Genomic DNA, 14,436 nt, shown 5'->3' with positions numbered 1-14,436 from the left:
AAGCTGTCTCACACGCATCACGCCAGCAACAAGCCTCGCGGCTTAGTGCCAGTGTCCCGGAGGACCACCGTGGTCGCGGTCATAGTGGCCACGGCCCGGACCATCGTAGCCGCCGTGGTGACGATACCAGTCGTCGCGCCCCCAGTAGCGGCGGCCGTCCCAGTAACGATCGCCGTGCCAGCCAATCACGATAGCCGGCGGCACCGCATAGACGGGAGCCGGCTGATAGACGACCGGCGGCGGGGGCGGCGCATAGACCGGCTGCGGAGCAACATAAACCGGGGCCGGAATACCGATGTTGACACCAACGCTCACGCCAGCCATAGCAGCACTTGATGCGCCGATAGCTACGCCCCCGAGCAGCATTGCAACAACACGTGGGAACTTCATGGACTCACCTTTCGGGTTTGATGTTTTGTTGAAAGCAATATAACGCACGGCTTTGGCCGGCGTATTTCAAACTTGTAATAACTGATGCACAAACCTGGCCTGCGTTCGATGTCGTTACGTCTCGTTACACGCGCGCGAAGGCTTGTGGCGCGCAACGCAATGCGAATGCGCGGATCAGGCGCGTGCATCTCGCGTCCCGCTTTTGCTGTGAGCATGAACAACGAGGCGAACGACGGCGCAGCGGAGGATATCACCGCTGGCGCCAAAGCGTGCGGGCGTCAGCAGCACCTTGGGTCATGGGTGCGGCATGCACGCGACAAGCTCCATTTCATTCGGATTACGAACCACTTTCCGTACGCAACACTCTCTCACGAAGCGCTGCACACGAAACCGGAGTGGAACCCCCTATCGCCTTTCTGGCAGATAGGGATCCATCGCATTCCTGATCAAACGGCCCGGAAAAATCGCGAGTCAATAATGGATCAGTCGAGACGGCGGAAAGGGGCAATGAACGCCCCGTTCGAACACTGGCTTTTCGCGTGATGGGAGCCAAAAAACAAAAACCCCGCAAGCCGAGACTTGCGGGGTTTCGCCGCCATTACTGGCGGAGACGGAGGGATTCGAACCCTCGATCCAGGTTTTGGCCCAGATGCTCCCTTAGCAGGGGAGTGCCTTCGACCTCTCGGCCACGTCTCCCGAAAACTTCGTTCGCGCCAGGGAGGCAGCGCAACGAAGCCAAGATAATAGCGGGTTAGCGCCTTCCGGTCAATTCATACGACGCTTTTTTGCAAAGTTTTTTCTGCAAGCGCACAACGAATGTCGTGCGCGGCATCTCGAATCAGAATCAAGCGGAAAAACCGCGTCACATCTGCGTCATACAACGCGAACGCAGTGCAAACGCAGCGCGATTTACGCGTGCTCGAGGTCGAACACCTTGTGCAGCGCGCGGACCGCCAGCTCCATGTATTTCTCGTCGATCAGCACCGAGATCTTGATTTCCGAGGTCGAGATCATCTGGATGTTGATGCCCTCTTCCGAGAGCGTGCGGAACATCTTGCTCGCCACGCCCACGTGCGAGCGCATGCCCACGCCGACCACCGACACCTTCGATACCTTCGGATCGCCCAGCACCTGCTCGGCGTTCACGTGACCCTTCACCTGGTTGTTGAGGACATCCATGGCGCGCTGGTAGTCGCCGCGGGGCACCGTGAACGTGAAGTCCGTCTTGCCGGCCACGCTCTGGTTCTGGATGATCATGTCGACGTCGATGTTCGCGTCCGCCACCGGGCCGAGGATCTGATACGCGATGCCCGGCTTGTCGGGCACGCCCATCACGGCGATGCGGGCCTCGTCGCGCTGGAACGCGATACCCGAGATGACTGCTTTTTCCATGGTCTCGTCTTCTTCAAAAGTAATCAGGGTGCCCGAGGACATTTCCTCGGCGAGATTCATCATCGGGTCGGTCAGGCTGGAGAGCACACGCGTCTTCACCTGATACTTGCCCGCGAATTCCACCGAGCGGATCTGCAGCACTTTCGAGCCGAGGCTGGCCATTTCCAGCATCTCTTCGAACGTAATGCGATCGAGACGGCGTGCGTCGTCGACCACACGCGGGTCGGTCGTGTAGACACCGTCGACGTCCGTATAGATCAGACATTCGTCGGCCTTCAGCGCGGCTGCGACTGCGACCGCCGAAGTGTCCGAGCCGCCGCGGCCGAGCGTGGTGATATGGCCTTCCGGGTCGATGCCCTGGAAGCCCGTGATCACGACCACCTTGCCGTCGTCGAGGTCGCTCAGCACGCGCTCGCCGTCGATGTCGTTGATGCGGGCCTTGGTGAACGAGCTGTCGGTTTTGACCGGCACTTGCCAGCCGGTATAGCTGATGGCGTCGACGCCTGCTTCCTGCAGAGCGATCGAGAGGAGGCCGACGCTCACCTGCTCACCGGTCGACGCAATCATGTCGAGCTCGCGCGGGTTCGGCTGCGGCGAAATTTCTTTCGCGAGACCGAGCAGGCGGTTGGTTTCGCCGGACATTGCCGAGGGCACGACGACCATCTTGTGGCCGGCCTTGTGCCATTTAGCGACGCGCTTGGCGACGTTCTTGATGCGCTCGACCGAGCCCATCGAGGTGCCGCCGTATTTGTGTACGATGAGTGCCATTGTCGTTCTGAACTGGAGATGTTACCGCGCTGGCGCACCGAAGGACTGGGCCGCCCGGACGTTTATGGCCATGGCGACGGCTTCAGCGCGTGCAGCACGCGCGGGTTTTGCCCTCAGGGGCGCGAAGGCCGGCGCATCGTATCGGCATCGTGCCGCATTGGGTCGAAACGTATCGATGCGCGCTTGTGCCTGCCTGTGCGTTGCACTTGCGCCCTGCCCGCATGCCGCTACGACGTCCCTGCAATCGTCGGATACCGCTCGAAGGAAAAATCGCGCCTTCATGGCACACGCCGCTTTTGACGGCGTCCGTGAACGCGAAAAAGCGGGCTGGACAAACGACTTACACTACCCGATTGACGTCAAAATTACAAGATGAAACAAGCTTGCGCCAGGCGAAAAAGGCTTGCGCGGCAAGGATTTGCGGGGGAACGATCGCCATTCGACGGGTCGGCTCAGCGGCGAGCGCAACTTCACGGCTCAGCGGCGAGCGCAACTTCAAGCGATCAGTAAATCTTCGCGCCATTCGATGCGACGCCAGGCCGCGCCCGGTTCGCTTTGCGCCGCACCGAACGCCGAGCGGTTCACGCCAATACGGGGCACGAACAGCAGCGTCTCGCCCGCGAAGAGCAACGGCACGTCGCGCTCCCATGCGGGCACGCCGCGCGTCTGGAACAGGTTCTTGAGCGTGCGACTCACGTTCGCGGCGTCGTCGCGCAAACGCTCGCCGCCGCTGCGCTCGCGCGCGATGAGCGGCGCGCTCGCGAGCACGTGCTCGGGAACGGCGTCGGCATCGTCGGGGGCGGCAGGCGCGAAAACGTAGGTTCCGCGCCATGATGGCAGGCGCCAGATTTCCTCGCCGCGCCAGTTCAACGACACAGCCGCGCGCGAATGTGGGGCGCTCTCGCCTGCGCGCTCTTCGCGTGCGCGTACCGCTTCCCACGAGACGACACCGCGATACGAGCGCAAGCGGTGTCCGGCATGATCGACGCGCAATGCGTGAGCGCTCAGGTCATCGCGCGCAATCTCGCGCAACTGCCGCAACATATCCGCAAGCCGTGCCGTCGATGCCGCCGGCAGGCCAAGCGAGCGCATCCAGTAGCGCAGCAAATTGAGCGCGCGCGGGTCGTCGAGCGCGAGCAGCGCGGTGTGCGAAAGTGCGCTTGCGTCATCGCGACCAACGTCGCGTAAATCGATCCGGGCAAGCTCGTCGAGCAGACGCTGCGAAGAAGCCGCATGCGCCGCCGTACGCGCGAGCGCGTCGCGATAACCAGGGAAATGGGCCGAGAGCGTCGGCATCACGTCGTGACGCAACGCGTTGCGTGCGTAGCGCGTGTCGTCGTTCGACTCGTCCTCGATCCACTGCAGGCCATGCGCACGCGCATAGCGCTCCAGTTGCGTGCGCAACAAAGCGAGCAGCGGCCGCATGCGTGCCGCGCCATTCACGCTCGCGCGTGCGGGCGCCATCGCCGCGAGCCCGGCGAGCCCCGCGCCGCGCAGCAACTGCAGCAGCACCGTTTCCGCCTGATCGTCCGCATGCTGCGCGAGCCAGAGCGTCTGTACGCCGTGCGCCGCGCACATTGCGTCAAGCGCGCGATAGCGGGCGTCGCGGGCGGCCGCCTCGACGCCGGCCGCGTCGTCGCGTGCCAACTCTACACGCCTCGCGTCGAACGTCACGCCGTACGCGCGCGCGGTCGCCTCGCAATGAGCAAGCCATGCGTCGGCGTTCGGGCTCAGTCCGTGATGCACGTGCAACGCGATCAGGCGTGCTGTCCCGGCCGCACGCACCGCGGCATCGAGCAGCACGGACGAGTCGAGCCCGCCGCTATACGCGATCGCGATGCGTGCGTCGTTGGGAAGCGCGGAAAGCACAACGCCGAGCGCATCGAGAACGATGCGCCCGGCGTCGGATTCGGGATGGTCGGTCACAGCACGACCGCAGACGTCGAGGAACGTTGACGTCGCGCGCCTTACGCGCCCGGCGTCGTTTCCTTGAACTTGCCGTAGGCCATCAGGCGCTCGAAACGGCGCTGCTTCAGGTCGGCGATGCTCATGCCCTGGAACTGGCGCAGCGAGTCGGCGAGCGCGCGGCGCAGCAGCGCAGCCATGCCCTTCGGGTCGCGATGCGCGCCGCCGAGCGGCTCGTTCACGATCTTGTCGATGAGGCCCAGCGCCTTCAGGCGGTGCGCCGTGAGGCCCAGCGCTTCCGCGGCTTCGGGCGCCTTCGCGGCGCTCTTCCAGAGGATCGAAGCGCAGCCTTCCGGCGAGATCACCGAATAGGTCGAGAACTGCAGCATCATGACCGTGTCGGCAACAGCGACGGCGAGCGCGCCGCCCGAACCGCCCTCGCCGATGATCGTCGTGATGATCGGCGTCTTGAGTTCGGCCATCACGTAGAGATTGCGGCCGATCGCTTCCGACTGGCCACGCTCTTCCGCGCCAATGCCAGGGTACGCACCCGGCGTGTCAACGAACGTGAAGATGGGCAAACCGAACTTCTCGGCGAGGCGCATCAGGCGCTCGGCCTTGCGATAGCCTTCCGGGCGCGGCATGCCGAAGTTGCGCGCGGCGCGCTCCTTCGTGTCACGGCCCTTCTGATGACCGATCACCATGCAAGCCTGGCCATTGAAGCGCGCGAGTCCGCCGACGACAGAAAGGTCGTCCGCGAACGAACGGTCGCCATGGAGTTCGTGAAAATCGGTGAAAAGCTCGTGCACGTAATCGAGCGTGTACGGACGCTGCGGATGACGCGCGATCTGCGAAACCTGCCACGGGCTCAGGTTCGCATAGAGGTCCTTCGTGAGCTGCTGGCTCTTCTTCGACAGCCGCTCGATTTCTTCCGAAATATCGACGGCCGAATCGTCCTGAACGAAGCGCAGTTCTTCGATCTTCGCTTCCAGTTCAGCGATCGGCTGTTCGAAATCCAGAAACGTGGTCTTCATGTGTGGGAATCCTTCACTTTGCGGCAGCGCGTATTCTAACCGCGCCAGCCCGCGCCGAAATCGGCTAAGAACTATCGATTTCTTGGATCGATAGGATTTTTCTTAATAAATGATGACTGGCTCAGGCTTTACGACGGCTCGAGGCTGCGCCACATGTACCAGGTCGCGACCGTACGCCACGGCTCCCAGTTGGCCGCGACTTCGCGCGCTTCGCTGCGCGTGACCGGCTCGCCACTGAAATAGTTGACGCTGATCGCGCGGATCAGACCGAGATCGTCGAGCGGCAGCACATTCGGGCGCGCGAGATTGAAGATCAGGAACATTTCAGCAGTCCAGCGGCCAATGCCGCGAATCGCCGTGAGTTCCGCGATCACGTCCTCGTCGTCCATCGACGTCCACTTGCCGACATGCAGCGCGCCCGAAACGAAATGCTGCGCGAGATCGAGAATGTATTCCGTCTTGCGTTTCGAGAGCCCGCACGCCGCGAGCTTTTCGTGACCGAGTTTCAGGAACTGCTGCGGCACGAGCTTCGGGCACGCGGCTTCCACACGCTGCCAGAGCGCTTGCGCCGCCGCCGTCGAAATCTGCTGGCCGACCACCGAACGCGCGAGCGTAACGAACGGGTCGTCGCTGCTCAGCAAATGCACAGGGCCGAACTTCGGAATCAGCTTCTTGAGAATACGGTCGCGCTTGACGAGGTCCGCACAGGCCTTGTCCCAATAGTCGGGACGCTGCACTTCGAATTCGAGATCGCCGAGCGCATTCGCCGCCGGCTCCACGGCTTCGAGCGCCGCAGGACCATTGGAGAGAGCGGCCTCGATCGCCGCGCCGTCGAGCGCCTCGTGCGATGCGGACGCGCCGTTTGCCTTCCCACGCGCCGTCTTCGTCGCCGGCTTTGTTGCTGCCTTGCCGCCCGCGCCATTGAGCGCACGCTTTGCACCTGCGGTAGCGCCCGCAGTTCCGCCCGTTAGCGACGCAGACCGCCTGGTCTGCGTCTTCGTGGCCGTTGCCATCCTGCCTCCTGCCTCGCGAATCGATCAGTGGAAACTGGACAGCCCGCTTACACGCGGCGCCACTCGGTCAACCCGCCCGGTTTGTCTTCGAGCGCGACACCGGCTTCGAGCAGTTCGGCCCGAATCCGGTCCGCCTCCGCATACTGCTTCGCCTGCTTGGCCGCCGTGCGCGCCGCGATCTTCGCTTCGATCGCCGCCACGTCGAGCGCGCCTGCATCTTGTGCGCCCGCAGCCTGTTGCAGGAACACGCGCGGCTCGCGCACGAGCAGCCCGATCACGCGTGCGAGGCGCTGCAACTGACGCGCGAGCACTGCGTCGCGCGTGCGGTTCACCTCGCTCGCGAGTTCGAACAGCACGGCGATCGCCACCGGCGTGTTGAAGTCGTCGTTCATTGCCGCACGAAAACGCTGTGCGTACGGCTCATTCCAGTCAAGCTCGCCCGCGTCGGGCGTCACGTCCTTCAACGCCGTGTAAAGACGCGTGAGCGCGTTGCGCGCGTCGTCGAGATGCACGTCGCTGTAATTCAGCGGCGAGCGGTAATGCGCGCGCGCCATGAAGAAGCGCACCACTTCGGCATCGTACTTCGCCAGCACTTCGCGGATCGTGAAGAAGTTGCCGAGCGACTTCGACATTTTCTCGTTGTCGATATTCACGAAGCCGTTATGCATCCACGTATTGACGAACGTCTTGCCGGTCGCGCCTTCGCTCTGTGCAATCTCGTTCTCGTGGTGCGGAAACTGCAGGTCCATGCCACCGCCATGAATGTCGAAGTGCTCGCCGAGCAGCGTGCATCCCATGGCCGAGCATTCGATATGCCAGCCCGGGCGTCCGCGTCCGTACTTCGAGTCCCAGCTCGTGTCGGCCGGCTCTTGCGGTTTTGCCTGTTTCCACAACACGAAGTCAAGCGGATCCTGCTTGGCATCGTTCGTCGCCACACGTTCGCCCGCGCGCAGGTCCTCGATCGACTTGCCGGAGAGCTCACCATAGTTCGCGAACTTGCGCACCGCGTAGTTCACGTCGCCGTCCGCGCCCTGGTAAGCGTAGCCGTTGCGCTCGAGCTTGCCGATCATATCGAGCATCTGCGGGATGAACTGCGTCGCGCGCGGCTCATGGTCGGGACGCTCGATGCCGAGCGCGTCCGCGTCTTCATGCAGCGCTGCGATGAAACGGTCGGTGAGTTGCTTGATCGTCTCGCCGTTTTCCACCGCTCGACGAATGATCTTGTCATCGATATCGGTAATGTTGCGCACGTAGGTCACGTTGTAGCCGAGCGCGCGCAGCCAGCGCTGCACGACATCGAACACCACCATCACACGCGCATGCCCGACGTGACAATAGTCGTACACCGTCATCCCGCAGACGTACATACGCACGACGCCGGGCTCGAGTGGCACGAAATTTTGCTTGTCACGCGCGAGCGTGTTGTAAATGCGCAGTGATTCCATAAAGGCGATGGATACGTGGGTCGAAAGAAATCCGCGGCGGCGCCGACCGCAGCCAGCGGGTGATGCCCGCATTGCTCAGGCTGCTGTCTGTCGGCGTCCGGACTGCAAACAGGTTGCTATTCTCAGCGGAGACGACCACGAGTGGCGTTGGAAAGCCCGGCGACTCGCGCAAGCGCCCGTAATGCGAACATAACGCGAACAAACGGGCGAGGGACAAAGCGCGCGACGAAAACGCACAGACCTTTTGTTAGAATGGCTCGGAGTATAACACCGCGACCTCACCCTATGAAACCTTCCAGCGGCCGCGCGCCCCGTGCTGCGACCCTTGCCGCGTCGGCTCTCTCGAGCGTCGCGATCGTGCTGTGCAGCGTGAGCATCGCGCATGCCGCGCCCCCCCCGACGTCCGATGCCACGCCAGGTGCCGACGCCGCAATCAGCCAGCAAGACTGGGCTGGAGCGCTCAGCCAGCTCGACGCACGCATCAAGACGAACCCGCGCGACGTGCAGGCGAAGTTCAAGCGCGCGACCATTCTCGCGCGGCTGAACCGTGACGACGACGCGATCGAGGCGTTCACCGAACTCACGCAGCTCTACCCCGAATTGCCCGAGCCTTACAACAATCTCGCTGCGCTTTACGCAAAGCATGGCCGCTACGAGGAGGCGCGCGTCGCACTCGAAACGGCTGTGAAGGCGAACCCGTCGTACGGACTCGCGTGGGAAAATCTCGGCGACCTGTACCTGCGTCTGGCCGACGCGTCATACCGCCGCGCGCAAACGCTCGGTCACGCGAGCGGCGCGACGTCGCAGCGCCAGGCCGACATCGCGAAGATCATCTCGCCGCCGCCCGCTCCGAAGAAAGCAAACGCCGCAGCGGGAGCGCCAGAAGGCGCATCGGCAGCAGGCTCGTCGGCCCTCGTGCCCGCGTTCACCAACCCCGCGTACCAGTTTGGCGGCCCAACGGGGTCGCTGGCGCTGCCGCCTTACGCGGCGCCGTCGAACTAACACGTGGCGCGCAACCTTGCGCGCCACGACACGTTTTTCCCGCACTTCCGAGGATACTCATGAAATGGTTGATGTTGGCGCTCGGCAGCGCCGCCCTGATCGCGAACGCACCCGCCTTTGCGCAAAACGGCCAGCCGGCCGCCGCGCATCCGCAAGTGCTCTTCAAGACCAGTGAAGGCGACATTCGCGTCGAGCTCTATCCGGAGAAAGCGCCGAAGACCGTCGACAATTTCCTGCAGTACGTGAAGGCTGGCCAATACAACGGCACGATCTTTCATCGCGTGATTCGCGGCTTCATGATCCAGGGCGGCGGCTACACGCAAAGCTTCGTCGAGAAGCCCACGCGCGCGCCAGTTGCGCTTGAAAGCAAGAACGGCCTGAAGAACCTCACGGGCACGATCGCGATGGCGCGCACGAGCGACCCGAATTCAGCCACCGCGCAATTCTTCATCAACACCGTCGACAACGCCGGCCTCGACTATCCGAACCCGGACGGCAACGGCTATGCCGTGTTCGGCAAGGTCACGCAGGGCATGGACGTCGTGAAGAAGATTGAAGCGGCGCCCACCACCTCGCGCGGCCCGATGGCCGACGTGCCGCAAAAGGAAATCGTGATCGAGTCGGCTACCGTCGTCGGCAAGTAAAACGCCGGCAACACGCCAGGTCATCATCGACTAACCGGGCGGCAACGCCGCCCTCAACCCGTCGCACGTCGCGGCGCCGGCACACGCGTTGGGCAACACGCCCCGCCTCTTGCCGATGCAGCGACGTTCACTCCCCCAGCCACAGGCAAAGGATCCCATCATGGTCGAACTGCACACGAACCACGGCGTCATCAAGCTCGAACTGAACGCCGAGAAGGCCCCGAAGACGGTCGCCAACTTCCTCAACTATGTGAAAAGCGGCCACTACGACGGCACGGTGTTCCACCGCGTCATCGACGGGTTCATGATCCAGGGCGGCGGCTTCGACGCCGGCATGCAGCAAAAGCCCACCGAAGCGCCGATCGAAAACGAAGCGAACAACGGCCTGAAGAACGAGCGCGGCTCGATCGCCATGGCTCGCACCAATGACCCGCACTCGGCATCGGCGCAGTTCTTCATCAACGTGGCCGACAACGACTTCCTGAACCACTCGTCGCCGACGCCGCAAGGCTGGGGCTACGCCGTGTTCGGCAAGGTCGTGGAAGGCCTCGAAGTGGTCGACAAGATCAAGAAGGTCAAGACGGGCTCGAAGGGCTTCCATCAGGACGTGCCGGTCGACGACGTCGTGATCGAGAAGGCTGTCGTCGTCGAATAAGTTTCATACCACTCTCACGCACACCCTTCATCGATGCTGCAGGAAAAGGCTTTACGACACGCTGCCGCGGGCGTGCCCGGCGAGGGCAAGCGCCCGCACGCGGCTCGCCCGTTCCTGTTCATTTCCGATGTGCATCTGAATGAAGGGATTCCGCGTACGGTCGCCGCGTTCGAGCGCTTCATCCGGGTCACGGCCGATCAGGCCGACTCGGTGTTCATACTCGGCGACCTCTTCGAATACTGGATCGGTGACGACATGCTCACCGATCCGTTCCCTGCGCGCATGGCTGCGCTGATGCATACGCTCTCCGAGCGCGGCATCGCGCTCTACATCATGCACGGCAACCGCGACTTTCTGATGGGCAAGCGCTTCATGAAGGCCGCGGGCGCGATCTGGCTGCCCGACCCCATCGCGATCACCGCGTTCGGCACGCGTCTCGCACTCGCGCACGGCGACGCGATGTGCACCGACGATCACGGCTATCAGCTATTTCGCAAGCTCGCGCGCAACCGGCTCGTGCAATTGCTCTTTCTCGCGTGGCCGTTTCGCTGGCGGCGTGCGATCGCCGAGCGCGCGCGAAGCGCAAGCGAGAACAAGCGTAGCGGGCCGCGCCTGCCGAAGTACGACGTCACGGCGAAAGGCGTGGCGGCGCTCTTCAAGCGCGCGCGTGCGAACACCATCGTGCACGGTCACACGCACAGGCCGGCGCGCCACCAGGAGCCTGGCGGCACGCGTTGGGTCTTGCCCGACTGGGATCTCGATCACGGCAAGCCACGCGGCGGCTATCTGCGCGTGGATGCCGAAGGGTTCAGGGTCTTGCCGCTTGACTGACGCACGGCCCTCTGACGCACACCTCTTTTAGCACCTTGGTCGCGCCGCGCATCAAACGCGCGCTGGCGCCTTTTCTTCTTCGCGGCTCGCCGCCTCGGCTTGCGGGCCACCGCATTCCAGCCCCTCCGACAGACGGCGCAATTCGGCGAGTGCCGCATCGGCGCCATGCAGCGCCTCGAGACGCGCGCCGAGCCGCTCGAGCGCAACGACGATGGCATCGACGCGCTGCGTCTGCGTGGCAGCGTGGTCGATCAAGCCGTGGATCGCCAGCGAAACCGGGTCGTCCGCATTGGGCGTGATGCCGTATGCGCAGAAGCCCTCGCGTGCCGAAGCCGACTTGGCCGCTACCGGCGCGCTCTTCGCGGGTGCGACGACGCGTGCGGGATTACCCACCGCCGTCGCGCCTTCCGGCACCGGCTTCACGACGACGGCGTTCGAGCCGATCTTCGCCCCGGCGCCCACCGTGAAGCCGCCGAGCACCTTCGCCCCCGCACCGACGATCACGCCCGGACCCAGCGTCGGATGGCGCTTGGCGCCACGCGTGAGCGACGTGCCGCCAAGCGTCACGCCCTGGTAGATCGTGCAGTCGTCGCCGACCTCGGCCGTCTCGCCGATCACGACGCCCATGCCGTGATCGATGAACACACGCCTGCCGATGGTCGCGCCCGGATGGATCTCGATGCCCGTAAGAAAACGCGCGATCTGCGAAACGTAGCGCGCGAGCCAGCGGCGCTTCGCGCGCCAGCACGCATGTGCCACGCGATGCAGCACGAGCGCATGCAGACCCGGATAACAGGTCAGGACCTCCCACGCACTGCGGGCAGCGGGATCGCGCTCGCGGATCGTGGCAATGTCTTCGCGAAGTCTCTTGAACATGGCAGTCACGCAAAAAAACGTGGGAAACATGGTGAATGGCGGCCGCGCGCCGCAGCAGCGTGCGCGCAAGCGGCGCAGCGGCTATTGCAGCCGCGCGCATTTGCTTATGATCTTTTAGCCGGTTTTCAGCCGATTGTAGGCGCAAAGCCGATTTGAGGCCGGAAGCCCCCGCCGGCCGCAAGGTCGAACGCCGCGTACGCCCGGCGTATCAACGGTTCTCGCCTTTGCCCTTGAGCATGAGAATGTGCTTTGCGATGCCGCGCACGATATTGACCTCCTCGCGCTCGAGCCCCGAGCGGGCAAAGAGCCGCCGCAGACGCGACATCAGTTTCTTCGGATTGGCGGGGTCGAGAAACTCGAGCGCGATGAGCGCGTTCTCGAGGTGCAGATACATGCGCTCGATGTCGTCGCTCGTCGCAAGCGGCGATCCGGCCGAAGGCTGGGACGCACCGCCCGCACCGCCAGCCGCCGGCAACGCCGCGGCAGGCGCGCTCTCGCCGAGGTAGGCGAGCCGCAGTTCGTAGGAGAGCACCTGAACCGCCTGGGCAAGATTGAGAGAGCTATAGGCGGGGTTGGCCGGGATGTGCGCAAGCGCGCTGCAGCGCTCGACGTCGTCGTTCGAGAGGCCTGTGCGCTCGTTGCCGAACACGAGCGCGATGTCGCCGCCGTGCGCCACCTGGCGGCAGGCATCCTGCACCGCCTGGCGCGGAGCCGCGGGCGGTGGCCCGTACTCGCGCGTGCGCGCCGTGAGCGCGAGCGACCATTGCACGCCGGCCAGCGCGTCGGCGAGCGTCGGCACGATGTGGGCGGCCGCGAGCACGTCGTCGGCCCCGCTCGCCATCGCTACGGCTTCCGGGTCGCAGTGGACCTGGGGCACGCGCGGCGCCACCAGCACGAGGCGCGAGAATCCCATGGTCTTCAGCGCGCGCGCCGCCGCGCCGACATTGCCGGGGTGGCTCGGCTCGACGAGCACGAAGCGGGTGGACGTAAAGCCGCCGCGCAGCGGCTCGTGAGCGTCGCCGGAAGCCGGCGCCGTTGACTGGGAATCGGGTGAATCGGGGTGCGCCAAGATGGTTCTCTAACCGCGAAAAGGAGATTGAAATGTCTATGTTAGCGCGCCTCGCGCCGCGGCGATGGCCTCTGACGCGGTTCGTGCCGCGCAAGGCCGCCTGGCGTCGCGTTTGCGCAGGCGCGCAGACTGGCCGAACGTCATATCCATAGAAATCCCGATATCCTGCCCGGGAGAAGGCATGGAAATGCCGAGACTCGGGTAAAATGGCGGTTTCGCGCGCGTCGGGCGAATCGTGCAGCCGCAGTGCATCCATGTGGCTGTCCGCCAGGCGCTCGGCACATTGCCGGCAGACCGCTGGCAAACCGCGCCGCCGCGCCCCGCTCTTATCCAATTCGTCTCCGTTGACGGGACAGGTTCCGCAGGTCCGATCGTGGCCCGCGCCCTGTCCAATCGTTAGACGCTTTTATCTTTTGCACCACCGGCGCGCATCACGCTTTCGCGCGAGCGCCGGACAACAAGGATCCTGGCTCATGCATCCCATGCTCAACATCGCTGTCAAGGCCGCGCGCCGCGCCGGACAGATCATCAACCGCGCGTCGCTCGACCTCGACCTCGTGCAGGTCGCGAAGAAGCAGCATAACGATTTCGTCACGGAAGTCGACAAGGCGGCCGAAGCCGCCATCATCGAAACGCTCAAGACGGCCTACCCCGACCACGCCATCCTCGCAGAGGAATCGGGCCAGTCGGACAACGACTCCGAGTACCAGTGGATCATCGATCCGCTCGACGGCACCACCAACTTCATCCACGGCTTCCAGTACTACTGCGTCTCGATCGCGCTCGCGCATAAGGGCATTGTCACGCAGGCCGTGGTCTATGATCCGACGCGCAACGATCTCTTCACCGCCTCGCGCGGCCGCGGCGCGTTCCTGAACGACCGCCGCATCCGCGTGGGCCGTCGCGACCGTCTCGCCGACGGCCTGATCGGCACAGGCTTCCCGTTCCGCGAAAAGGACGGCCTCGACAGCTACTGCGAACTGTTCGCCGAAATGACCAACGCGTGCGCGGGCCTGCGCCGCCCTGGCGCGGCAGCACTCGATCTGGCCAACGTCGCCGCCGGCCGTATGGACGGCTTCTTCGAGCAGGGTCTCAATCCGTGGGACGTCGCCGCGGGCGGCCTGCTCGTGACGGAAGCCGGCGGTCTGATCGGCAACTACACAGGCGACTCGGATTTCCTGCACGTGGGCGAAGTCGTCGCGGGCAACCCGAAGATCTACGCGCAAATGGTGCCGATCCTCTCGAAGTACACGCGCGTCACCAAGGCGGCGTAAGCAGACGTGCGCGTCGCGGTGCACGGCTTGTTCCACCGCGACGCGTGCAAAGCGCACGCCAGTTCAGGTCTCGCGCACGCATGCGCATCGAGCGGCTTCGGCCGCTCTTTTGTTTCGCCGGTCGCCCTGCTGCCAGAG

General features: G+C 64.2%; 13 protein-coding genes and 1 tRNA gene. 5 read left to right on the top strand and 9 right to left on the bottom strand.

The window, feature by feature from the left end:
* Nucleotides 1-42: 42 nt before the first annotated feature.
* From L0U83_RS05985 to cysS, 7 genes are all read right to left on the bottom strand, one after another.
* Complete coding sequence (locus L0U83_RS05985) at nt 43-390, bottom strand: hypothetical protein (RefSeq protein WP_233881382.1); 348 nt, start codon at nt 388-390, stop codon at nt 43-45.
* Nucleotides 391-992: 602 nt separating this feature from the next.
* Nucleotides 993-1,086, bottom strand: a tRNA-Ser gene (locus L0U83_RS05980).
* Nucleotides 1,087-1,299: 213 nt separating this feature from the next.
* Nucleotides 1,300-2,550 (bottom strand): aspartate kinase, encoded by a 1,251-nt coding sequence (locus L0U83_RS05975; protein WP_233881381.1) that lies wholly within the window; start codon nt 2,548-2,550, stop codon nt 1,300-1,302.
* 495 nt (nt 2,551-3,045) lie between these two features.
* Nucleotides 3,046-4,476, bottom strand: coding sequence for a tRNA lysidine(34) synthetase TilS (gene tilS / locus L0U83_RS05970; RefSeq protein ID WP_233881380.1), 1,431 nt, complete (start codon nt 4,474-4,476; stop codon nt 3,046-3,048).
* A gap of 41 nt (nt 4,477-4,517) precedes the next feature.
* A complete protein-coding gene (locus L0U83_RS05965; RefSeq protein ID WP_028204107.1) occupies nt 4,518-5,489 on the bottom strand; it encodes an acetyl-CoA carboxylase carboxyltransferase subunit alpha in 972 nt (323 codons plus the stop codon).
* 128 nt (nt 5,490-5,617) lie between these two features.
* The gene (locus L0U83_RS05960) at nt 5,618-6,502 is read right to left on the bottom strand and encodes a DNA-3-methyladenine glycosylase family protein (RefSeq protein WP_233881379.1); all 885 of its coding nucleotides are present in this window, start codon (nt 6,500-6,502) and stop codon (nt 5,618-5,620) included.
* A 47-nt stretch (nt 6,503-6,549) separates the two neighbouring features.
* On the bottom strand, nt 6,550-7,947 hold the full coding sequence (gene cysS / locus L0U83_RS05955; protein WP_233881378.1) for a cysteine--tRNA ligase: 1,398 nt from the start codon (nt 7,945-7,947) through the stop codon (nt 6,550-6,552).
* A gap of 285 nt (nt 7,948-8,232) precedes the next feature.
* Between cysS and L0U83_RS05950 the strand changes: the two genes are divergently transcribed.
* From L0U83_RS05950 to L0U83_RS05935, 4 genes are all read left to right on the top strand, one after another.
* Entirely contained in the window at nt 8,233-8,949 is a 717-nt protein-coding gene (locus L0U83_RS05950; protein WP_233881377.1) for a tetratricopeptide repeat protein, read from the top strand.
* 59 nt (nt 8,950-9,008) lie between these two features.
* Nucleotides 9,009-9,593 (top strand): peptidylprolyl isomerase, encoded by a 585-nt coding sequence (locus L0U83_RS05945; RefSeq protein ID WP_158757625.1) that lies wholly within the window; start codon nt 9,009-9,011, stop codon nt 9,591-9,593.
* Between the two features lie 160 nt (nt 9,594-9,753).
* Nucleotides 9,754-10,248: a peptidylprolyl isomerase gene (locus L0U83_RS05940; RefSeq protein ID WP_233881376.1), complete on the top strand. Its 495-nt coding sequence runs from the start codon at nt 9,754-9,756 to the stop codon at nt 10,246-10,248.
* 33 nt (nt 10,249-10,281) lie between these two features.
* Nucleotides 10,282-11,079, top strand: a complete 798-nt coding sequence (locus L0U83_RS05935; protein WP_233881375.1) for a UDP-2,3-diacylglucosamine diphosphatase — start codon at nt 10,282-10,284, stop codon at nt 11,077-11,079.
* A 51-nt stretch (nt 11,080-11,130) separates the two neighbouring features.
* On the opposite strand, the gene cysE is transcribed toward L0U83_RS05935, so the two are convergent.
* Together cysE and L0U83_RS05925 are read right to left on the bottom strand one after the other, a co-directional pair.
* Nucleotides 11,131-11,955, bottom strand: coding sequence for a serine O-acetyltransferase (gene cysE / locus L0U83_RS05930; RefSeq protein ID WP_233881374.1), 825 nt, complete (start codon nt 11,953-11,955; stop codon nt 11,131-11,133).
* Between the two features lie 208 nt (nt 11,956-12,163).
* Nucleotides 12,164-13,027, bottom strand: coding sequence for an RNA methyltransferase (locus tag L0U83_RS05925; RefSeq protein WP_373321043.1), 864 nt, complete (start codon nt 13,025-13,027; stop codon nt 12,164-12,166).
* Nucleotides 13,028-13,497: 470 nt separating this feature from the next.
* Between L0U83_RS05925 and L0U83_RS05920 the strand changes: the two genes are divergently transcribed.
* The gene (locus tag L0U83_RS05920; RefSeq protein ID WP_233881373.1) at nt 13,498-14,298 is read left to right on the top strand and encodes an inositol monophosphatase family protein; all 801 of its coding nucleotides are present in this window, start codon (nt 13,498-13,500) and stop codon (nt 14,296-14,298) included.
* Nucleotides 14,299-14,436: the final 138 nt, after the last annotated feature.

The organism is Paraburkholderia flagellata (assembly GCF_021390645.1).
In the GTDB taxonomy this organism is placed as follows: domain Bacteria; phylum Pseudomonadota; class Gammaproteobacteria; order Burkholderiales; family Burkholderiaceae; genus Paraburkholderia; species Paraburkholderia flagellata.
The sequence above is the reverse complement of the archived record's forward strand: the minus strand, read 5'-3'. Positions and strand labels throughout refer to the sequence as shown.